At 47.4% G+C, this 20,993-nt stretch carries 20 protein-coding genes and 1 tRNA gene; 12 read left to right on the forward strand and 9 right to left on the reverse strand.

The window, feature by feature from the left end; translation table 11 throughout:
• The first annotated feature begins 93 nt into the window (after positions 1–93).
• Complete coding sequence (locus EKM92_RS00290; RefSeq protein WP_225420684.1) at positions 94–339, forward strand: hypothetical protein; 246 nt, start codon at positions 94–96, stop codon at positions 337–339.
• A gap of 36 nt (positions 340–375) precedes the next feature.
• Here the strand turns inward: EKM92_RS00290 and EKM92_RS00295 are convergent, their stop codons facing one another.
• From EKM92_RS00295 to EKM92_RS00305, 3 genes are all read right to left on the reverse strand, one after another.
• Positions 376–2,016 (reverse strand): BCCT family transporter, encoded by a 1,641-nt coding sequence (locus EKM92_RS00295; RefSeq protein WP_125706794.1) that lies wholly within the window; start codon positions 2,014–2,016, stop codon positions 376–378.
• Between the two features lie 87 nt (positions 2,017–2,103).
• Entirely contained in the window at positions 2,104–2,682 is a 579-nt protein-coding gene (locus tag EKM92_RS00300) for a sugar O-acetyltransferase (protein ID WP_125706795.1), read from the reverse strand.
• 850 nt (positions 2,683–3,532) lie between these two features.
• Positions 3,533–3,620 (reverse strand) — tRNA-Ser (locus EKM92_RS00305).
• Between the two features lie 189 nt (positions 3,621–3,809).
• Here EKM92_RS00305 and EKM92_RS00310 point away from each other — a divergent pair.
• The 3 genes from EKM92_RS00310 (at position 3,810) to EKM92_RS00315 (ending at position 4,949) form a co-directional block, all read left to right on the forward strand.
• Positions 3,810–4,187, forward strand: a complete 378-nt coding sequence (locus EKM92_RS00310; protein ID WP_125706796.1) for a hypothetical protein — start codon at positions 3,810–3,812, stop codon at positions 4,185–4,187.
• Positions 4,184–4,354 (forward strand): hypothetical protein, encoded by a 171-nt coding sequence (locus tag EKM92_RS13515; protein WP_164509846.1) that lies wholly within the window; start codon positions 4,184–4,186, stop codon positions 4,352–4,354. Before EKM92_RS00310 ends, EKM92_RS13515 begins: the two co-directional genes overlap by 4 nt.
• Positions 4,355–4,535: 181 nt before the next feature.
• Complete coding sequence (locus EKM92_RS00315; protein WP_125706797.1) at positions 4,536–4,949, forward strand: hypothetical protein; 414 nt, start codon at positions 4,536–4,538, stop codon at positions 4,947–4,949.
• 47 nt (positions 4,950–4,996) lie between these two features.
• Here EKM92_RS00315 and EKM92_RS00320 read toward each other — a convergent pair whose 3' ends face one another.
• The 4 genes from EKM92_RS00320 to recJ all read right to left on the reverse strand — a co-directional run bounded on the left by EKM92_RS00320 (position 4,997) and on the right by recJ (position 8,754).
• Positions 4,997–5,311, reverse strand: coding sequence for a DUF960 domain-containing protein (locus EKM92_RS00320; protein ID WP_125706798.1), 315 nt, complete (start codon positions 5,309–5,311; stop codon positions 4,997–4,999).
• Positions 5,312–5,330: 19 nt separating this feature from the next.
• The gene (locus EKM92_RS00325; RefSeq protein ID WP_125706799.1) at positions 5,331–5,840 is read right to left on the reverse strand and encodes an aminoacyl-tRNA deacylase; all 510 of its coding nucleotides are present in this window, start codon (positions 5,838–5,840) and stop codon (positions 5,331–5,333) included.
• A gap of 100 nt (positions 5,841–5,940) precedes the next feature.
• Positions 5,941–6,468, reverse strand: coding sequence for an adenine phosphoribosyltransferase (locus tag EKM92_RS00330; RefSeq protein ID WP_054714206.1), 528 nt, complete (start codon positions 6,466–6,468; stop codon positions 5,941–5,943).
• Positions 6,469–6,480: 12 nt separating this feature from the next.
• Complete coding sequence (gene recJ, locus EKM92_RS00335; RefSeq protein WP_164509847.1) at positions 6,481–8,754, reverse strand: single-stranded-DNA-specific exonuclease RecJ; 2,274 nt, start codon at positions 8,752–8,754, stop codon at positions 6,481–6,483.
• A gap of 142 nt (positions 8,755–8,896) precedes the next feature.
• Between recJ and EKM92_RS00340 the strand changes: the two genes are divergently transcribed.
• The 6 genes from EKM92_RS00340 (at position 8,897) to EKM92_RS00365 (ending at position 14,649) form a co-directional block, all read left to right on the forward strand.
• Positions 8,897–9,223 (forward strand): hypothetical protein, encoded by a 327-nt coding sequence (locus tag EKM92_RS00340; protein WP_125706800.1) that lies wholly within the window; start codon positions 8,897–8,899, stop codon positions 9,221–9,223.
• A 52-nt stretch (positions 9,224–9,275) separates the two neighbouring features.
• A complete protein-coding gene (locus EKM92_RS00345) occupies positions 9,276–9,743 on the forward strand; it encodes an ASCH domain-containing protein (RefSeq protein ID WP_125706801.1) in 468 nt (155 codons plus the stop codon).
• 50 nt (positions 9,744–9,793) lie between these two features.
• A complete protein-coding gene (locus EKM92_RS00350) occupies positions 9,794–9,997 on the forward strand; it encodes a hypothetical protein (protein WP_125706802.1) in 204 nt (67 codons plus the stop codon).
• A 312-nt stretch (positions 9,998–10,309) separates the two neighbouring features.
• Positions 10,310–11,020 carry a trehalose operon repressor gene (gene treR / locus EKM92_RS00355; RefSeq protein WP_125706803.1) on the forward strand — a complete coding sequence of 237 codons (711 nt, stop codon included), beginning with the start codon at positions 10,310–10,312 and terminating at the stop codon, positions 11,018–11,020.
• 9 nt (positions 11,021–11,029) lie between these two features.
• Positions 11,030–12,661, forward strand: coding sequence for an alpha,alpha-phosphotrehalase (treC, locus tag EKM92_RS00360; RefSeq protein WP_125706804.1), 1,632 nt, complete (start codon positions 11,030–11,032; stop codon positions 12,659–12,661).
• Between the two features lie 11 nt (positions 12,662–12,672).
• The gene (locus EKM92_RS00365; RefSeq protein WP_125706805.1) at positions 12,673–14,649 is read left to right on the forward strand and encodes a PTS sugar transporter subunit IIABC; all 1,977 of its coding nucleotides are present in this window, start codon (positions 12,673–12,675) and stop codon (positions 14,647–14,649) included.
• 103 nt (positions 14,650–14,752) lie between these two features.
• Here EKM92_RS00365 and lepA read toward each other — a convergent pair whose 3' ends face one another.
• A complete protein-coding gene (gene lepA / locus EKM92_RS00370) occupies positions 14,753–16,591 on the reverse strand; it encodes a translation elongation factor 4 (protein ID WP_125706806.1) in 1,839 nt (612 codons plus the stop codon).
• A gap of 486 nt (positions 16,592–17,077) precedes the next feature.
• Here lepA and EKM92_RS00375 point away from each other — a divergent pair, with 486 nt between their 5' ends.
• Positions 17,078–18,514: an anthranilate synthase component I family protein gene (locus EKM92_RS00375; protein ID WP_125706807.1), complete on the forward strand. Its 1,437-nt coding sequence runs from the start codon at positions 17,078–17,080 to the stop codon at positions 18,512–18,514.
• Positions 18,511–19,086 carry an anthranilate synthase component II gene (locus EKM92_RS00380; RefSeq protein ID WP_125706808.1) on the forward strand — a complete coding sequence of 192 codons (576 nt, stop codon included), beginning with the start codon at positions 18,511–18,513 and terminating at the stop codon, positions 19,084–19,086. The genes EKM92_RS00375 and EKM92_RS00380 overlap by 4 nt, the downstream gene beginning before the upstream one ends.
• 640 nt (positions 19,087–19,726) lie before the next feature.
• Here the strand turns inward: EKM92_RS00380 and dnaJ are convergent.
• Positions 19,727–20,878: a molecular chaperone DnaJ gene (gene dnaJ / locus EKM92_RS00385; RefSeq protein WP_420812547.1), complete on the reverse strand. Its 1,152-nt coding sequence runs from the start codon at positions 20,876–20,878 to the stop codon at positions 19,727–19,729.
• Between the last annotated feature and the right edge of the window lie 115 nt (positions 20,879–20,993).

Genomic DNA, 20,993 nt, shown 5'->3' on the forward strand with positions numbered 1-20,993 from the left:
ATCTACTATACTAGACTTTTGCGACTTATGAAAGTGTGTTACCGTAACAAGCAGATAACACTAACATGTCCAAATTTTTGAAGGAGAAAACTGATGCCAAACAAGGCCTTACGCCAATTGATCAGCACTCAAGCCGATCAATTAATTTCTGAAACTTACACTGAAACTCACATCACTCAACGATTATTAGATTTTCAAGCACACAATCCTGACGCTGATGCGAAGTTGTTAGCCGCCTATCAACTTTCCGAAAGTCGCAATTTCTCTGAAGAGTTGCTCGGACGAGTGCTGGAACAACTACTTGACGCCGGCTACTTGAATCAACCTCACGCAAAATAAAGAAGCAAGCCGATTGATCGGCTTGCTTCTATTAGATTATGAACGTTCATGCGACAAGCTGATCCTGCCATGAATTTTGATCGGTTGTTGCGCTTGTTCCAACGCAACACTTGGATCTTTGCGAAGTAGTTGCCAAGTTTGTACGATCAACAACGCTGACACGAAGATCAATGGGAATCCGGCCACGGAACAAATCGCTTGTACTGTTTTGAACCCACCGACAAAGACGATCCCAAAGGAAAACAGCATGAAAATCACCATCCACACCAAGCGATTGAACAAACTCGGTTGCTCGGTGGCTTTTAATTTCAATGACGTAAAAGTCGAGACGATATAAGCTGAACTGGAAATCGTTGTCGCTAAGAAAATAAAGCAAGATAAGGCATAAATCACTAACATCACATATTTAAATGGTAATGTCGACAATACTTGTGCGATGGTGGCTGCCTGACCATATGTCGCTAACGTATGGATCAAATCGACAGTGCCGCTTTGTTGCAACCACAACGAATACCCACCTAAAATCGCGTAAAACGCCATGCACCCTAAGGCCCCGAAGCCTAACATCCCAAAAATCACCTGACGGATCGTGCGTCCTTTGGAAATACGAGCGATGAATAATCCCATAAATGGCATATAAGTCAGCCACCAGCCCCAATAAAACACAGTTTCTGATTTCACTGGATCAACGCTTGACCCAAAGCCACTGGCAAGGCCTGCACTCATCGGGACAAATTTAGCGATCAATAACGCCAAGCTGCGGCCTTCTGCACGAATGATCGTGCCAGTGGGTCCAACCAACAAGACGATCACTAAGAAGCCGATGGCGGTCCAAATATGTGCCGCACTCAATTTATCGATGCCACCCTGTATGCCTTTAACCATCGTCAACCCGAAAATAATGAACAATACCGCAAACATCGCGAGTTTCAAATAAATCGTATCTTGAATCCCAGTGATACTAGCAATGATCCGCGCCAACACTGGAATTTCCATGCCGACACCAGAACCAATGCCACCCATAATGCCAAATACGACGAGGAAGTTGATCACTTGACGCAACAAATGCTTGTGCCAACCCTTGCCTTGAAGCATCGGGATCGCATCACTTAACGACGCGACCCGCACATGTTTGACATACATCATGTAACCGATGATCACTGCCGCAGACGCAAACATCATCCATGCCATCGGTCCCCAGTCAAATTGACCGAGCATATGCGCATTTTGATAATTTTGGGCCGACATCGCTTTGGCACCAAATAATGGTTGTTGCACATAGCGGAGTGGATCGACCATACTCAACATTAAAATGCTGGCATCGATGGCCGTGGCAAACACCATGCTCCCCCACTGAAAATTCGAATACATCGGCTTGCCTTGGCCTAATTTGATCCGGCCAAAGCGGCTAAACGCGATAAATAAGAAAAATACTAAATTGATGATGTAGATCCCCAGATACAACCAGCTGAGGTGACTGGTGATCCCATCCATCATGTTGCTGAGGACATTTTTGATCCCAGAGCCTCCGACTAATAACATCAGTGACATGATCAAAAACAATCCTACCGTTGGCACAAAAATTCGAGAATCGATCTTTTGTCTGTTTAAAATAAAAATGCTCCTAGTTCCCGGCGACCGTGAACTAAAATGCCTTCCTGCCAAACGACGGGTCATTGACGCCGTCAGTAGGCTTATCCTGAAGTTGATCAGAGGCAACCATTGCGCTGCAAAAACATTCCAGCTACCGAATACTTTCGGCTTTTAGTCTGGGATCACATTCCCATCAGCATCTAAATGATGAATGATGCGTGCCGGGTTGCCTGCGATCACCACGTCCGAACCAAACGATTTGGTCACAACAGAACCTGCACCAACCACCACGCGATCCCCTAATGTCACCCCTGGTAAAATGCTTGCGTGACCGCCGATCCAAATACTATCGCCTAACGTGATCGGCTTGCCTAACTCGACATCAGCATCTCGTAACTTCGCACTTAAGGGATGCACCGGCGTGTAAAAGCCGACATCTGGTCCCACATAACAATGCGAACCAATGGTGATCGGGCAAGTGTCCAGCAAGGTCAAATGATAGTTCGCGTAGAAATGATCCCCAATATGAATATTGAAGCCATAATCAAATTCCAAACCGCCTTCCACAAAGAAGTGTTCCCCTGTGTCAGCAAACAAAGCTTTGACTTTGGCATTACGCACCTCATTGTCGTCTTCTTGATTGATGGCGATCAACGCCTTGCGGATCTGGGTACGTCTAGCGATCAGTTCTGGATCAAATTGTTGATAAGCCTCTCCGGCTGTCATGATTTCTCTTTGCGTTTTCATCATGGTTTTAGCATAGCACTAATCCGAGTGCTTGTGAAAAAACGTCTTAGAGCATTCTAATAATGCCCATTTTTCGGCATTATTAGTTAAACAAATTTCACAAAGTTTCTGGAAAAGCATTTGTGATCGATACTTCGAAATATATTTGTAACATTCTAAGTCATGTTTTTCAACGCATCAATCAAACGGCCCGAGCTGAAATCGGATGTTGTCATGTCATTTATCACGGTTCGTTTTCTTGTCGATCGTCAATGATAGCAATCAATTACACCGTTTTTCCAAGCTTCCCTAGCCTGACAGACTGACAGTGGGTGAACACGCTGCAAACCGCGCCGAGGTTGGCTGACAACACACGGAGAACTTAAAAAGATATCGCGTATTTCGAGGTGAGGTGACCGATTTATACGTTTCAAGAAATGTGTTGACCACATGATTTCAATACTTCAATGTGATTAGGATTTTTCTCATATCGGTAGCCAAATTTCTGAAAAAATGCAATATTGCCTTTCGACGATGCTTTCACGGCCAAACAATAAACGCGATATCTACCGTGTGGACACTAGGATCCACTATTCGACTGTAGTGTCAAAGAATGTTATGGATCTTCGACGTCTACTTTCGAACCAGCATCAAGCTACTGGATGAGATTATTGGCATTACGCTGCATTCGTCATACTGACCATAAAAGATCCACAGTCACATAAAAATAAGCCCACACTTCGGGGCTTACTTGCTTCACGTAGAACAGTTAACTCTTCCAAAAGTGGCACAAGCAATTACCTTATCAAAAAAGCCGCCTCACTACGACCAGCAACAGGTCAGTAATAAGACGGCTCTATTCCGATTAATCTAAAGGAGAGTACGAGATTCGAACTCGTGCGCCGGTATTAGCCGGTTCGACGGATTTCGAGTCCGTTGCATTACCACTCTGCCAACTCTCCATGTGGTATCGTGCGGTTCAAGCACAAAAACTAGTATAGCAAAAAATCCGCTTCCTGCAAATACTTTTCATCAGATTTCCGTGTCAAACCGGACGATCTCAGCCTATTTCTTAAGCCTTGTCAAAAAACTTTATGTTCGCGGCGCGCATGAGTATACTAAAGCTATTAATGTGAAATGGATGACAGCTCATGAAACTATCTTTGATCAAGCTCCCTGCATTGTTTGGGGTCTTATATGCCGCCTTTACTGCGATCGTGTTGATCATCGCCTCGGTGATGGCCTTCACCAAAGGCTTCTCCACTACCGCAGTCGGCACCACTTTAATGAATTGGGAGCCACACTGGTGGTACTTATCGATCATCGGCGGTGGCTTACATTTGTTAAGTTTCATCAAATCAAGCTCGCGCAAGCTTTTGATCGTCAACACTATCGGGATCTGTTTATTCATTGGCTACGCCTTGGTACCTAACTACGCGCTGGTATTGTTGGCGCTCCATGTGATCGTGATTGAAGTGATGGCCAAAACCCCTGTCCACCCAACGATCACCAACGAGGTGGCCGAATGAGTTGGTTTAAACATCAAACCAAGCAAGAACCAGAGTTACCTGACAACCATTATGATTTTGCCAAAATGGTCAAATCTGCTCGTGAATCAGACCCAGGGAAGTTCAAACGATTACAAGGGTTGTTCAAACAGCAACCGCGGATCGTTAAGCCTAAAGATAAGAAGTAACGTTTTGCACGCTGATCACAGCGTGCTTTTTTGTTTGTCCTTTAATCGGAAAACACTATACATTAATTTTTATAAATATTTTTTGATCATACGGTTTAAATTATATTGATTATAGGTGGATGACATGTTAAACTAATCACATAATAAAACCAAGTAATTGTTTTGATTGGAGGGAACTTATATGTTAATCGACACATACATCAAGACCATGAACCGTCAAATCGATCGTCTCTCGGTGTACGACCTGGTATTCGATCAATATACGATCACCTGCCATAAACTTGAAACTGGCGACTGTTTAGCCAATGAAAACTATGAACAATTACATGATTACTTCAGCCGCAATATGTTACGTTTTAACAAATTCGTTTCTGAATGCCAAGCAGTGATCCCGCCAACTGAACTGGCAGGCTTTAACACCAACTTCTTAACTGCTTTGGCTCTAAATCAACAAGCTGCGATGACAATGTTGATGGCAATCGAACCTCAAGGAGTCAATCATCGGTTGTATGAACGCGGTGTTGCCGAAAAAAACGGGCCCTTCAAGATATCCAAGTGGCGGTTGCCCGGATCATTGCCACAGCCATGTAAATAAATAGCGACTCACCAGAGGTCTGGTGAGTCGCTATTTTGATCATATGATCAATCGTCATGGCCTTCTTCAGGCAATAAAATGGTTTGGTTGTTGCCGTCATCATAGGCCATCACCGTATCTGGAAAAGCACTTTGATAAGTGAATGGCAAGTCAACTGCCATCGTGGTGTCGCTGCCTTTTTCAGAGAAAGCAACTGTGAGCTTGCCGCCATTATTCAACAAGTCAAAGCGCAACAAGTTAGTGAGCGGCACAACCCCTTGAAGATTTTGGTCGATGATCAACCAAATACTGTCGATGATCGGACCTGGTAAATGTGCGATCACCCCGTAAGTTGCAAAGCGACTGCGATCAGATGTAAACATGCCGATTCCCCCTGACGTGTTATTCTTGTGGTTCAAGTGCGGTGATATCTGCAAATTGTGCCTTGACGCTTTTGGCTAAGGCTTTGGGATCAATGCCAACCGAGCGGCCGATTTTCCCTGCGGAAACAATGATCTCAGTTTCACTTTGCGCTTCGATCCCGATAAAAATCGGATAGTTATGGCGGGCATGGATCCCGACTGGTGTGTTGGCGCCATGGACAAAGCCAGTGGTTTTCTCTAAGTCTTTCAGTGGTACCATACCTACTTTTTTGTTGCCGGAAACTTTGCTCAGCTTCTTATAGTCGATATGGCGATCTAGGGGCACAACTCCAACTAGTGGACCGGTTTTATTGCCGATCAGAGCTAATGTCTTGTAGATCTTGTGTTCATCAATGTCGAGATGATCGACTTGCATTTGCTGCACATCCCCGACTTCTGCAGTGGGGAAAGTGTAGCTTTGATAAGCGATATTTTGTTTGTCGAGCATTTTCTCGACTAAGGTTTTATCCTCTTTTTTATGCTTTGCCATGACAGACTCCTTCAATACATTGATTATACCACACTCAAAAAGTAAGTGGTAATCTCACTGCCGTAAACAAAAAGAGAGACCTGTTGGCCTCCCTTTTAATTTATGCGCCTTCGTAACTCATTAAGGTGAAGACATCATGATCGGCGATTTTATCGCGACCGTGTAAGTCACTGAGTTCCACTAAGAAAGCTGTGCCGACAACAATGCCGCCAAGCTTTTCGACTAAGGCGATGGTTGCAGCGATCGTGCCACCAGTGGCGAGCAAGTCGTCACAGACTAAAACCCGTTGGCCTGGACGGATCGCATCTTTGTGTAAGTATAAAGTGGCTTGACCATATTCCAAGTCATAGCTAGCACTGACTGTTTCACGCGGGAGTTTGCCTTTTTTACGAGCTGGCGCAAAGCCGACGCCAAGCTTGTAGGCGACTGGGCAGCCGACAATAAAGCCGCGCGCTTCTGGACCCACGATCATTTCAACGCCTTTGTCTTTGGCGTATTCCACGATTTCATCAGTGGCAGCAGCATATGCTTTGCCGTCTGCCATTAATGGAGAAATGTCGCGGAATGTGATGCCTGGTTCTGGAAAGTCCGGAACACTAGCGATGTAGTCTTTAAAATTAATTGCCATGGAGATTTAGCCTCACCTTTTAGTAGTCATGACGCGTTGTTGGATCACGTTGGCAGGATCTTGTTGTAAATGCTTGGCCAACGCTAAAAAATCAACGCGCTGTTGGTATGCCGTCGCAGATTCTAGCGGCTTTTTTTCTGGATGGTCGCTGACTGAAATCAGCGCACCCTCTATTCTAACAAATTGCAACTCGAAAAACACCTGTACGGCAAAAATTGCTTGCTGAGTTGTCACATGGACCATCTGCGCTAAAGCTGGGAGATGATGTTTGTCAAAGTGAGGATGTTGCCGCAAGAACACCAATACCCGTCCAAACTCTGCGCGCGTTGGGATCGCGACTAAGTTGGCAGGGTCTTGAGCGAAGATCACCCGCACTGGCAATTTGACTTGCTGCATCACTTGTTGCAAGTCTGATTCAGTATGTGGCAGGTCAACTAACACCACCTGTTCAGTCGGTTGCGTTAAGTCTTTGGCAAGCATCGTTGGCCCGCCGAATTGAAAACGTCCCATCATTTGGCGCATCACTTGCCGATCAAAGAACACATAAGTGAAGGCCCCGCGGAATTGTTCCGCACTCGGTTGTGGTAGGCGTAAATCGATCATCTCTGGGGCTTTCAGTTGCCAATCTTGTAGGCGCAACTGCAAACTGGTGCGATTTTGCCAAGTGTTTTGATCTAAAGTCACCGCCAATTTCACTTGGGCGGCGTCGCTTAACGATTGCGCTTGGTCGCCGAGGCCAAAGGCAATGACATCAATGCCGTCAACTGTGAATTTCAAATGATCTTTGGTTTTCCCGATTTGACGAATGCCAGTCAAAGTTTGTGGTCGCACAGAAAACACCGGTTCTGGGTTACCTTGTCCAAATGGTGCCAACGCGCGCATCGCTTGATAATTCTCAAGCGTTAAGTCTTGGGCATCAAGGCGCGCGACCACATCGAGCTTTGGTGCGCCAGCATCTTTCAAACTGACCGCAGCAGCAGTTTCCATGGCTTGATGGATCGTATCAAGATTGGCAGTTGGCACCGTCAACCCTACCGCCATCGCATGCCCACCAAAATGCGTCATCGCGTCAGTGACTGGCTGCAAGCTTTTAAACAAGTGATAGCCTTCAACTGATCGCCCTGAGCCTTTAGCACTGGTGCCATCAGCTGAGATATTCAACACTAATGTCGGCTTGCCAGTGTTTTGAACCACATGGCTGGCAACAATCCCAAGCACCCCTTCATGCCAACCAGCTTTTGCTAACACTAAGGTTTTTGCGGCTTGATTCTCAGGCGTTTCAGCCAGGTGCATCGCCTCTTGGGAGATTTTTTTGACTAAGGCTTGACGTTCAGAGTTGCGTTCGTCGACATTTTTGGCGAGACGTGCGGCTTCTTCATCATCAAATGTCGTTAACAACGTGACGCCAGGCGTCGCATCCCCAAGGCGACCGATCGCATTCAACCGCGGTCCAATGCCAAAGCCTACCGTTTGTTCATCGACAGTTTTGGGATCAATGCTAGCGGCTTCGAGCAAGGCATTGAGCCCGACACGAGCGCCTGAGCGGATCTGTGCTAAACCCAGTTGGACTAGCGTGCGATTCTCATCAGTTAAGCTAACCAAATCACAAATCGCACCCAGCGCTGCAAGATCCACAGCATCCATCGGTGGCCCATCCAATAACGCAGTGGCCACTTTAAAGGCAACACCAGCACCAGACAAATCACCAAAAGGATAATCACTACCTGGAAAACGCGGATGCACTACAGCAACCGCATCAGGTAATTCATCTGGCAGTTCATGGTGATCGGTGACCACCACATCCATCCCGTCTGCCATCGCTTGATCGATCACCGCTTTGCCGCCGACACCATTATCTACCGTGATCAACAATTGCGTGCCATTGGCGTGTAAATACTTGTAAACCTCAGCGTTGGGGCCATAACCATCAGCGAAGCGATCAGGAATAAAGACTTCCGGTTCCGCACCGATACTTTCAAGGGCTTCTTTCATGATCGACGTCGACGTTAAGCCATCGACATCATAGTCGCCGTAAATCGTGATTTTTTCTTGAGCAGTGACCGCTTGTTGAATCCGCGCGACGGCTTTGTTCATGTCATGTAGCAACATCGGATCATGCAGGCTTTCCACACTTGGATGCGTGAAAGTCGCCCATTGATCGCTGTTTGTAATGCCGCGTTGCCACAACAAGCGCGCTAAAAAAGGACTTACCGACAATTGCTCAGCTAAGTCGTGAATGGTTTGGGTGTCAGGTTGCTTCATTAAATGCCAATCAAAATGTGCCACGCGCGCTCCTCCGTTCAAAAACTACCCAACTAGTATACCAAATATTTCCCTGCAAAAAAGCTTCGCGGTGTTATAATTGTCATGTATTCGAAATCAACAGCCCAACTCCAACCAGCGACTGCAACAAAGGAGTTGTTTCATCATGTCTGCCACTGCAGAAATGGTTAAAAAAGCTGATGACGCTGTGAACGCCACCGGTTATGTCACAGAAAAAGAGATCCCTGAACTTCACGATATGGCTTATGCTCGCGACTTAGCAGAAGCATTGACCAAGTCCCGTGAAAAAGCGTCCGAAGAAGGCTACATTTACACTGAGCCTTTCGACTTTGTCGGTGGGAAGATCTCTAACATTGTTTGGAACATGGACAAGATCAAGACCCGTGCTGATGCTGAACAAACGTTAGCCGAAGACATGCACTGGCAAGTGGTCAAGCCTGAGTTATCCCAAGCAGACCAAAAAGAATTCTAACTTTGCTTTCCGTCGACTGTCGCCGGCGGATTTTTTATTAAAGGAGCAGTTTATGCCGACCATTGAAGAATTTTTCAACACGGCCAAACAGGAATTGGCTTTAGATCCTCACATGACGTATCGATCCGCTGATAGCTTTGGTGATTCCCCTGAACTCGCTGATACCATCGCCGATTTGATCGTCTCAGGCAAAAAAACTGCCACCAGCAGCGGCTTTGAGCTTTATATGCATGACCACGAACCAATGCCTGAAGTCGGTGACGTCAATGTGGTGCTAAATGGCCGCCAAGAACCTGTCGCCGTCACCTACTTAGAAGATACGTTCATCAAACCTTTTGCTAGTGTCGATGCCACCCAAGCGCAACTGGAAGGCGAAGGTGATTTAAGTTTAACTTATTGGCAACGCGAGCATGCGCGCTTTTTCAAAACGGCTTATGCCAAAGCTGGTTTGACCTTTGATCCCGAGACTTCAATGGTGGTGATCGAGCGCTTCCGGGTGTTGTATCCATTTGTTGACTAAACTTGCGTAAGCGAACGATTGTTTGTATAATGATAGTCGAGGTGATATTCATGAAACTACCGATTACCATCGCCGACTGGACCATTACCAAACAACACGCGCGCCGCGGGATGGTGCGCTTGCAATCACGCAACAGCGTCGGTGAACTAGAAGCTGACAAGCTGTTAGATGATTTACCGCGCGTGATCGGCCGGCCACTGACCATCGACGAACAAGTGGCGTTGACGTTGGCGGTACCAGGTTTAGCAGCTTAACGTAAAATCAAAATCTGATCACTCGACTGTTGTTTCAGTCGAGTTTTTTTGTGCCATCACTTGTACGGCCACTCACCCACAGGTAAAAAAAGCCCAATTATTTTTTTAAGCACGGCGCTTCTAGCATCAAATTAATACGCTGTCACAATTGGTCTAGTTTAACGGGGTCAACAAAGTTGTTTATGAATGCGATTTCTGTTAATCTGTACGTACAAGAAGATGAAGCTGTATGTTCCTGAATTTATAGGATTTGACGAACTTGTACGTACAGGATATTCTATAGCTGTCGAAAGCGATTACAGAGGTTCTCACATGACAAAATTAGATTTGGTCTATCAAGACTTGAAGCAAAAAATCGATACTGGCATTTACGCCACTAACACCTTGTTACCTAGCGAAAATGCTCTTGCCGAATTGTATGGTGCTTCTCGTGACACGATTCGCAAAGCGTTAGCGAAGTTGCGTGATCAAGGTTTCATTCAATCGCAAAAAGGTCGCGGCTCAGTGGTGATCAACCGCCAACAATATGTTTTTCCAGTGTCTGGCGTGATCAGCTACAAAGAACTCAGCCAACGGTTGAATTTCCAAACCACCACCACGATGATCGACAACACGCAAATGCCATTGCCAATCGCCAACTTCAAAGCCGTTGATCCCCATGCCAAGCCTTGCACCACCACCCGCTTAGTCCGGTTGCGAGCAGTCAACGGTGAACCAGTGATCATCGATATCGACTACATTGACTGTGATGTGGTGCCAGCAATTTCAAAAGCAGTCGCTGAAGATTCGCTGTATGCCTATTTTGAAGGGGAATTGCATTTAACCATCGCCTACGCGAAAAAAGAGATCACCGTTGAACCGGCCACAGCCCAAGATCAACAGCTCTTGCACTTAAGCCCCACCGATTCAGTAGTGGTTGTCAAAAGCGTCACCAGTTTAGAAGATACCACAGCCTTTCAATATACCGAATCTCGGCATCGCCCTGATCGTTTTCGTTTTCAAGAATTTGCTCGTCGCGCATAGGAGGACAACATGCACAATCAAGTGATCTATCAACTTTATCCCAAATCATTTTACGATTCCAATGGCGATGGGATCGGTGATTTGCGCGGGGTGATCGAAAAAATCGACTATTTGGTCAGCTTAAACGTCGATATGATCTGGTTTAATCCCTTTTTCGTTTCGCCACAAAATGATAACGGTTACGATGTCGCCGACTATCGCGCCATTGATCCGCGGTTTGGGACCATGGCAGATTTCGATGAATTGATCGCCAAGCTCAGTGAACATCACATTGGCGTGATGCTTGATATGGTGCTCAACCACACCTCAACAGCACATCAATGGTTTCAAAAAGCGTTAGCCGGTGACGCCAAGTATCAAGCTTATTATTATTTGCGCGATCCGAAACCTGATGGCAGCTTGCCGACGAATTGGCAATCAAAATTTGGCGGTCCGGCTTGGTCAGCATTTGGCAATACTGGTAAATATTACCTGCACTTATATGATCGCACCCAAGCAGATCTGGATTGGCATAATCCAGAAGTTCGGGCAGAAGCTGCGGACATCGTGAACTTCTGGCGCGCTAAAGGCGTTCGCGGATTCCGCTTTGATGTGTTGAATGTGATCGGTAAATCTGATTCGCTCGTGGATGCAGAACCAGGCACAGAAAGCAAGTTTCTGTACACTGACACGCCGATCGTTCAAACTTATATTAAGGAGTTGGCCGCTCATTCATTTGGTCAAGATCCTGACTCAGTCACAGTTGGTGAAATGAGCTCCACCGGCTTACAACAAGCCGTCGCCTACACCAAACCAGAAAACCACGAATTATCAATGGTCTTCCAGTTCCACCACTTGAAAGTCGATTATGTCGACGGACAAAAATGGACCGCCATGCGGTACGACTTTAATGCTTTGCGGAAGTTGTTACACACTTGGGGCACTGGCATGGCCCAAGGTGGCGGTTGGCAAGCGTTGTTTTGGAATAATCACGATCAACCACGGGCGATCGATCGCTTCGCTGATCCCAAACAACGTTACGCCAGCGCCACTTTGCTGGCTGCCAGCATTCATCTCAGTCGCGGGACGCCTTACATCTATATGGGTGAAGAAATCGGGATGTCAGATCCTGACTACACCGGTATGAATGATTACGTTGATATCGAAGCCCACAACGCCTACAACGCGTTATTAGCGCAAGGTTTATCTGCACATGATGCCTTTGCGATCGTCCATGCCAAAGCGCGCGATAACTCCCGGACGCCAATGCAATGGGATGATGGCGCGACTGCTGGCTTTACCACTGGCACCCCTTGGCTAAAGTCGACGAATCAACGTGTTGTCAATGTTGAAGCAGCCGTCAGTCAGCGTATCTTCGCCTTTTATCAAAAGCTGATCGCCTTGCGGAAACAATTTAACGTGATTTCAGAAGGCGACTATCAACCTTTTGGGGAAAACATTGACTGGTTGTATGGTTATCAACGTGATTTTGGAGGCCAACACTTGTTAGTTTTGAACAACTTCGCCGACCATGACATCGAGATCCCGATCCCTTCAGCGTTCCAAAAAGCCCAAATTTTGATCACCAATGAACCATCACTTAACCCTGCTGCCACCCTCACCTTGCCAGCTTATGGCACCGTGGCCTTGTTGCAGCAATAAGGAGGAACATTATGAAAAACGAAACTTTAGTGGCGCCTGCCAGTGGATTATTAATGCCGATCACTGACGTCAGCGATCCGATTTTTGCTCAAAAAACGATGGGCGATGGCTTTGGGGTAGAGCCTGCGACCAACCAAATCGTCGCTCCTGCTAGCGGTCGCATTGTGTTGATCGCCGACACTAAGCATGCCATCGGGATCAGGACTGAAAGTGGTGTTGAGATCTTGATCCACATGGGGATCGATACCGTTGAACTTAAAGGCGCGCCTTTTGAAATCGACACCCATGTCGACGCCCAAGTTAACGCTGGTGATATCATCGGGTCGATGGATCTGGATGCGATCCGCGCTGCTGGGAAGAAAACCACGATCATTGTGGCCATCACCAACACTGCAGATATTTTAAACAGTATCGACTTACATGCTGGCGAAGTGCATGCTGGCGCGCCTGCTGCTGACCTCAGCTTGAAGACGCCAACGACAAAGCCTGTCGCCAACGTTGATGAGAAAAACAAATACGCTGTCACTGCTCGCGATGTGATCGCTGCGGTTGGTGGTCCAAGCAACGTCAAAAGTTTGATCCACTGTATCACCCGCTTGCGTTTTTATCTCAAAGATGAAAGCGTTCCCGATGATGGTGCCGTTGCTGAAATTCCTGGTGTCATCGATGTCGCCCGCGCTGCTGGTCAATATCAAGTAGTGATCGGCCAAACTGTCACTGATGTTTATGATGAAGCCATCAAACAACTGGGACCAGGTTTTGCCAACCCTGAAGCCACCGCGCAAATCACCGCAGAAACTGAAGCAGAAGCACAAGATCAAAGTTTGTGGGGTAAAACCAAACGTGGGGCATCGAGTTTGATCGGTGTGATCACCGGTTCCATGATCCCGATCATCGGGTTGTTAGCTGCCAGTGGGATGCTCAAAGGGATCATGACCATCCTCACGACTTGGGGCGGCGTTTCCACGACGAGTCAAACGTATATGTTGATCAATGCCATGGGTGATGCGACCTTCTACTTCTTACCAGTGCTTGTCGGCTTCACCGCTGCTCAAAAACTCGGTAGTGACCCAGTCATTGTTGCCATCATTGGGGCTTTCTTGATTTATCCTTCCCTGGTTCAAGTCGTTGCTGGTGGCAAATCCTTCGGCACGGTGCTGGGAATGACGATCAATTCCAATTTCTTTGGGATTCCGATTCACATCCCACAATACACTTACTCCATTTTCCCAATGATCTTCGCTGCCTGGATGGCGTCAAAAGTTGAACCTTGGATCAAAAAATGGATGCCAGTGATGTTGCGGATGATCTTCTCCCCATTAGTTGAAATCTTCTTAGTTGGGATGACTGTCTTAATTATCGTCGGCCCGATCATTACCTTGATTTCCACTGGGATCTCCGCTGCTTTGCAAGCATTACTCAACTTGAACCTCGCGTTATCAGGGATGATCATCGGTGGGCTGTATCAAGTGCTTGTGATCTTCGGCTTGCACTGGGCCGTCATTCCGATCATCTCCGCGCAACTGTCTGTGCCAGGTGGTCACTCCGTATTAAACGGGATCGTGTCTGTCACGATGATTGCCCAAGGTGCTGGTGCCTTAGCTGTGTGGGTCAAGACTCGCAATAACAAAGCCTTATCTGGTTTGTCGTTATCTGCTGCGATCTCTGCTTTCGTTGGGATCACGGAACCGGCAATGTATGGGATCAACTTAAAGTATGGTCGCGTGTTCTTATTCTCTAGCATCGGCGCTGCCATCGGTGGCTTGCTCAACGGCTTGCTCGGCGTTGACATGTACGGCTTTACTGGCAGTTGGATCGGGTTCCCATCTTTTGCCAGCAACGCTAACCCGTCGAACTTGTTGAACTTCTTCATTGTTTCAACAGTCACCACGATCGCTGCCTTCACCTTGGTTTACCTGTTCGGTTATAAAGAATCTGACAGCTTGAAAGCCAAAACGGCACCGAAGAAGAAACATCTCGGCGAATAATAAAATTTGCACCACGGACCCAAGCCTTGGTTGGCTTGGGTCTTTTTTGTCGCTTGGAGGCAAAATAAATAGCCCTGATCACTCAGGACTACTCATGATGGTTCTACTTCCCTTTGGTGTCATCTTCATTCATACGTAAAATTGACATAAAGGCTTCTTGTGGCACTTCGACGGACCCAACAGATTTCATCCGTTTCTTACCCGCTTTTTGTTTCTCAAGTAATTTACGTTTCCGGGTGATATCCCCGCCGTAACACTTGGCTAACACGTTCTTGCGGTATGCTTTAACCGTGGAACGCGCAATGATCTTGTTGCCAATAGCGGCTTGGATCGGCACTTCAAATTGTTGCCGCGGAATGGTTTGCTTCAAACTGGCAACGATCGCCTTGCCGCGTTCAAAGGCAAAGTCTTTATGGACGATCGTTGACAACGCATCGACAGGATCGCCATTCAACAAGATATCCATTTTGACCAAGTCAGAGGCGCGGTAGCCAGTGATTTCATAATCTAAGCTGGCGTAGCCTTTGGTCGAAGACTTCAAGTCATCAAAGAAATCGTAAATGATTTCCGATAATGGCAAGTTGTAAATCACGTTGACGCGGTATTTATCCAAATAATCCATCGTCACGAATTCACCACGCTTGCGTTGCGCGATTTCCATCACTGGGCCCACATAATCATTTGGCACCATGATTGAGGCTTTGACATAAGGTTCACGAATTTCTTTGATTTCAGAGGCATCAGGCAATTCTGATGGGTTGTCGATGGTGATTTGAGTGCCGTCAGTTTGATCAACTTGATAATCCACACTAGGTGCCGTCATAATCAAATCTAAGTTGAATTCACGCTCTAAGCGTTCTTGCACCACATCCATGTGCAGCAACCCTAAGAAGCCAACGCGGAAACCAAAACCTAACGCCTGTGACGCTTCAGGTTCAAATTCCAATGAAGCATCATTTAACTGCAACTTCTCCAAGGCTTCGCGCAAGTCGACAAACTTCGCGTTATCTACTGGGAAGACCCCTGAGTACACCATTGGCGTGATTTGACGGAAGCCATCTAACGCTTTTTCTGCTGGGTTATCAGCTAGCGTCACGGTATCGCCGACGCGAGTATCTTGAATCGTTTTGATCGAAGCAGTGATATAACCCACATCCCCGACCATCAAGAAGTCACGAGCGACGGCTTTTGGTGACATCACCCCAACTTCAGTGACTTCAAATTGTTTGCCGTTAGACATTAATTCAATTTTATCGCCAGGCTTCACGATGCCTTGCTTGACTCGCACCGCTAACACAACACCGCGATATGAATCATACACGGAATCAAAGATCAATGCTTCTAGTGGTGCATCAATATCCCCGCTTGGTGCTGGAATGTCTGACACAATGCGTTCCAACACTTCTGGGATCCCTAAGCCAGTTTTCGCAGAAGTCAACACGGCTTCAGAAGCATCCAAACCGATCATTTCTTCGATTTCTTCTTTGACCACTTCAGGTTGGGCACTTGGCAAGTCGACTTTGTTGATGATCGGCACGATTTCCAAATCATCGTCCAACGCTAAATAAACGTTCGCCAACGTCTGCGCTTCAACACCTTGGGCCGCATCAACTAACAACAATGCCCCTTCACACGCTGCCAAAGAGCGCGACACTTCATAAGAAAAGTCCACGTGCCCTGGTGTGTCGATCAAGTGAAAAATATACGTTTCACCATCATTGGCCTTGTAGTGTAATTCGACGGCGTTGAGTTTGATGGTGATCCCACGTTCGCGTTCCAGCGCCATGTCATCCAAGACCTGGGCTTGCATGTCGCGTTTGGCGATGGTATCAGTCAATTCCAAGATCCGATCCGCCAGCGTTGATTTCCCGTGGTCGATATGCGCCACGATCGAAAAGTTGCGGATGTGTTTTTGGCGATCGAGTAAGGCTTCTTTATCCATTGTTCGCTCTCTTTCAATACTTCTTTCTTACAGTATACCAAAGTTTCATGGCAGGCGCGTTTTTACCCAAGGGGATTTTTTTCACAAAAAGGCTTGCTCTCATCATGTTTTGGGAGTACAGTCAGCGTAAATTAATCGTTCGCTCATAAACCGTTGAGACGGAGAATGGGTCAAGCCGCGCGCACAGAGAGTCGTTATTGTTGAGAATACGACCGTGGCACTTGATCAAATGGACCGTCGAGGGGACTTCGGAACGCCTAGCTAGTATGAAGTCACGTGGAGGAATACGTCAGTTTCCGGGAGGTTGTTGGACCTTCGCAAAGTGCGCACAATTTGTGCGAATCCAGGTGGTACCGCGGATCTCAGTCCGTCCTTGACAGTCGTTTAGGGCGGACTTTTTGGATCTCAAAACTTGGAGGAAAAACATGTTAAAACGATGGCAACGCGGGTGTTGACAGTCACTGAAACATTTTTGGAGGACACCCGATGAAATACACTGATTTAACCCAATATCAAAATGAATTCCCTGCAGTACCGGTTGTGATTCAGTATCGCCAACCTGACTTTGATAGCTTGGCGGTGCTCAATCGCCTAAACGCTGATGACCATCGCGCTGTGTTATTACGCTCCGCTGATGAAGGCACCACGTTGATCGCCGCTGAAACCACTGCTGAATATGATTACCGCAATGGCGAACTCACCACGACTAGCGATGGCAAAGCTGAAACGACGACTGAGCCTCTGGGGCCAGTGATCGATCAATTGTTACGCGATCAACGCACCCCTCACCTTGAAGGGTTGCCAGTTTTTACTGGTGGGATCGCCGGCTACTTCGCCTATGAGTATGCCCAGTACGCAAAGAACCACTTAGATTTACAAGCAGAAGATGATCACGAGCTGCCAGATGCCCAATTATTTGTGGTCCCAACGGTGATTGCTTACGAACGCGACAAGCAAACAGTCACCATCAGCCACATTGTCCCTACCGCGGATCTCACCCAGGCAACCTTTGACGCGACGATCACCAAGCTGTCAGCGTTGCGAGACCAAATCACTTATGGGGCGGCGACTTATCGCCCAACGCCTTTCAAGTTCACCACACCGTTGCACATGAACTTTGATGAAAATACTTTTGAAGCGCGGGTGCGCCAAGCCCAAAAGCATATCGTCGCTGGCGACATTTTTCAATTGATCATGGCCAATCAACAACGGGCCACGATCACTGGCGATTTACGAAGCCAAACGGCCAGTTTATTTGCTAAAAACCCGACGCCTTATCAGTTTTATTTTCAAGCTGGCGACTATGAAGCCCTTGGCGCGTCTCCTGAAACGCTGATCCGCCGCCGCCAAGACACGTTATTCACCTACCCGTTAGCAGGCACTCGCCGCCGTGGTCGCACGCCTGAAGAAGATGCTGCGCTTGCAGATGAATTGCAACACTCAGAAAAAGAACTCTCTGAACATAATATGTTGATCGACCTTGGTCGCAACGATTTAGGGGCGGTCAGTCAATTTGGTACCGTCGCAGTCACTCGCACCCGGGCGTTGTTGAAATTTGCTAATGTCATGCATCTCGGGTCGGTGGTTGAAGCCAAAGCGAAACCAACCACCACTAGCATGCAAATCATCGACTCACTGCTTCCTGCTGGGACGTTATCAGGGGCGCCTAAGCAAAGTGCCATGAGTATCATCGATGAACTTGAACCGCAAAAACGCGGACTTTACGGAGGTGCGTTGGGGTATTTTGATTATAACGGGGATCTGGATTTTGCCATTGGGATTCGCCTGTGCTTCCGCAAAGGCGATACGATTTTCATGCAATCAGGGGCTGGGATCGTTGCCGACTCAGATCCGCGGTTAGAATACAAAGAATTCAACAACAAGATCTCTGGGGTCAAAGAGGCATTGGAGGCGCGCGCATGATTTATTTGATCGACAATTACGACAGCTTCACTTACAACTTGTATCAACTGATGGGCACGCTCACCGATCAACCGATCACCGTCGTTCATAACGACGATCTCACCGCTGAAGAATTGCTCGCAAAACACCCTACTGGTGTCGTCTTCTCTCCAGGGCCAGGCCGGCCAGAAAATGCTGGCAACATGCCTGGCATGATCAAAGCGTTGATCGGCAAAGTCCCGATCTTCGGCGTGTGCCTTGGCGAACAGGCTATCGATCAAGCATTTGGCGGTCAAGTGGTTGCGGCGAAACATTTGATGCATGGCAAACCATCGACGATCACCGTGCAAGGCCATAGCGACTTGTTCAAAGATTGCCCCACGGAATTCACCGGGGCCCGCTACCATTCGTTAGTCGTTGATCACGCACCTGATGAATTAGCGTTAACTGCCATCGCTGACGATGGCAGTATCATGGCAATCGAAAATGATGCCAAAAAGGTTTATGGGGTACAATTCCATCCTGAATCGATCATGACTGATCCTGAAGTTGGCAAACAGATTTTGGTTAATTTCTTAGCCCAATGTCGGTAACTCATTCAACCTTACTCTCACTCAAGGAAGGTTTTTTCTTTGTCACAATCTTGCAGGCACGAAAACCACGGCCCAGCAATTTCAATACTGGCCCGTGGCTCCAAACTTATCTCATTTGTTCCTTTGGCGCGCAGTAAACACGCCTTAGGGTGGTGCGGTATTATATCGAGGATTTCGTTCCCCGCCGGATCAGTCAGGCAGAATCGCCAGCTGCGCGAACTTGGATGGCTACCAAATATTATCCAAGCCTGTGGGCGGACTCCCACATGTTGCTCACTTACCCTGTGTTACCGTAGCTCGATTCGCGGTTTCGTCATGCGCACTCTGGGTAGTAGGACTTTGACTGCTGTCACCAACAGCCAAGGCGAGCGTACCAATGAAGGTCAAAGACTGCAAGCCAAGCTCGAGTCTCAACTACTTCGATCTTCCCGGAATTCATCCCGAATTCTACGCCGCGTGAAGTCAAATTGCAAGCGTTTTAATTGTAAATGTTTTGTATCGTGACAATAGGTAGGCTTGTGATATTAATTACTTATTATGGCCTACCATGATTATTGGTATAGCCGGATAATTATCCGCCAAAACAAAAATTTTATCCATAAAAAAACGACTACCTGCTCACACAGATAGTCGCCTCCAGCTACTTGCCTTTAAACGCGTCTTTCACGCGATCAAACAAGCTACCTTCTCGAGGGGTGACGTCATCGCCGCTAGCTGCAGCAAATGCCATCAAGGCCTCTTTTTGTTTACTGTTTAAATTCTTTGGGGTTTGGACATTAACGGTGACGATTTGATCCCCCATGCCGCTGCCTTGAAGCCGTGGCGCACCTTTGCCACGCAACCGGAACTTGCTTTGGGTTTGGGTGCCAGCCGGGATCTTCAATTCAACTTGGCCATGGACGGTGTCCACTTTGATGGCATCCCCTAACGCAGCTTGCGCAAAGGAAATCGGGATCTTTAAGTAGATCGTCGCACCATCACGTTCAAACTTGTCACTTGGCGCCACGCGGAAGACAATGTAGAGATCCCCATAAGGGCCACCATTCGTCCCAGCTTCACCAGCTTCACGCAAGCGCATTTGTTGCCCATCTTCAACACCAGCAGGTACTTTGACGTCGATGGTGTGACGTTCGTTCTTATGACCAGTGCCGTGGCAATCCACACACTTGTCTTTGATTTCTTTACCAGTCCCGCGGCAAACGTCGCAGACTTCTTGGCTCATCATCGCACCAAGTGGCGTGTTGCGTTGTACTTGAATGTAGCCTGACCCATGACACTTGTGACAAGTGACCGGACTAGTACCAGGTTTGGCGCCAGAGCCACCACAAGTGTGACACAAAGCTTGACGATCATAAGAGATCTTGGTGTCTTTACCAAACACTGCTTCTTCAAACTTCAAGTCCATGCGGTATTGCAAGTCCGCCCCTTGGCGTGGCGAGTTAGCGCGTTGTTGTTGACCGCCGCCACCAAAGAATTGACTGAAAATATCTTCAAAGCCAGTACCTTGGCCACCGAAGCCTTGACCGCCAAAGCCGCTAAAGCCTTGGCCACCGCCACCAAATCCACCTTGTGGACCGTCAGCAGAGCCATATTGATCAAACGCCGCCCGCTTTTGCGGATCAGACAAAACTTGATACGCTTCGTTGATCTCTTTGAATTTTTCTTCAGCCCCAGGTTCATGGTTGATATCTGGGTGATATTTCTTAGAAAGTTGCCGGAAGGCCTTCTTGATGGTCGCATCGTCGGCATCGCGACTAACGCCTAAGACATCATAGTAATCTTTTTGAGCCATTATTGCCTCCTAAACTCTGCACCAAAAGCTAATCCAGAATAACACATTTCGTCGACTTCGACTAGCCTCTGGATTCAAACAAAAAGCCAAAGCCAGCTGGCTTTGGCTTCGTCGA

Source organism: Lacticaseibacillus porcinae (assembly GCF_003946305.1).
In the GTDB taxonomy this organism is placed as follows: domain Bacteria; phylum Bacillota; class Bacilli; order Lactobacillales; family Lactobacillaceae; genus Lacticaseibacillus; species Lacticaseibacillus porcinae.

Bases quoted from the DNA above. Each gene is read 5' to 3' on its own strand.
- EKM92_RS00290 (WP_225420684.1), top strand. From the start codon at position 94: ATGCCAAACAAGGCCTTACGCCAATTGATCAGCACTCAAGCCGATCAA.
- EKM92_RS00325 (WP_125706799.1), bottom strand. From the start codon at position 5,840: ATGGCAAAGCATAAAAAAGAGGATAAAACCTTAGTCGAGAAAATGCTC.
- EKM92_RS00380 (WP_125706808.1), top strand. From the start codon at position 18,511: ATGATTTATTTGATCGACAATTACGACAGCTTCACTTACAACTTGTAT.
- EKM92_RS00345 (WP_125706801.1), top strand. From the start codon at position 9,276: ATGCCGACCATTGAAGAATTTTTCAACACGGCCAAACAGGAATTGGCT.
- EKM92_RS00365 (WP_125706805.1), top strand. From the start codon at position 12,673: ATGAAAAACGAAACTTTAGTGGCGCCTGCCAGTGGATTATTAATGCCG.
- EKM92_RS00330 (WP_054714206.1), bottom strand. From the start codon at position 6,468: ATGGCAATTAATTTTAAAGACTACATCGCTAGTGTTCCGGACTTTCCA.
- treC (WP_125706804.1), top strand. From the start codon at position 11,030: ATGCACAATCAAGTGATCTATCAACTTTATCCCAAATCATTTTACGAT.
- EKM92_RS00320 (WP_125706798.1), bottom strand. From the start codon at position 5,311: ATGTTTACATCTGATCGCAGTCGCTTTGCAACTTACGGGGTGATCGCA.
- lepA (WP_125706806.1), bottom strand. From the start codon at position 16,591: ATGGATAAAGAAGCCTTACTCGATCGCCAAAAACACATCCGCAACTTT.
- EKM92_RS00300 (WP_125706795.1), bottom strand. From the start codon at position 2,682: ATGATGAAAACGCAAAGAGAAATCATGACAGCCGGAGAGGCTTATCAA.
- EKM92_RS13515 (WP_164509846.1), top strand. From the start codon at position 4,184: ATGAGTTGGTTTAAACATCAAACCAAGCAAGAACCAGAGTTACCTGAC.
- EKM92_RS00340 (WP_125706800.1), top strand. From the start codon at position 8,897: ATGTCTGCCACTGCAGAAATGGTTAAAAAAGCTGATGACGCTGTGAAC.
- treR (WP_125706803.1), top strand. From the start codon at position 10,310: ATGACAAAATTAGATTTGGTCTATCAAGACTTGAAGCAAAAAATCGAT.
- EKM92_RS00295 (WP_125706794.1), bottom strand. From the start codon at position 2,016: ATGACCCGTCGTTTGGCAGGAAGGCATTTTAGTTCACGGTCGCCGGGA.
- EKM92_RS00350 (WP_125706802.1), top strand. From the start codon at position 9,794: ATGAAACTACCGATTACCATCGCCGACTGGACCATTACCAAACAACAC.
- EKM92_RS00315 (WP_125706797.1), top strand. From the start codon at position 4,536: ATGTTAATCGACACATACATCAAGACCATGAACCGTCAAATCGATCGT.
- dnaJ (WP_420812547.1), bottom strand. From the start codon at position 20,878: ATGGCTCAAAAAGATTACTATGATGTCTTAGGCGTTAGTCGCGATGCC.
- EKM92_RS00375 (WP_125706807.1), top strand. From the start codon at position 17,078: ATGAAATACACTGATTTAACCCAATATCAAAATGAATTCCCTGCAGTA.
- EKM92_RS00310 (WP_125706796.1), top strand. From the start codon at position 3,810: ATGAAACTATCTTTGATCAAGCTCCCTGCATTGTTTGGGGTCTTATAT.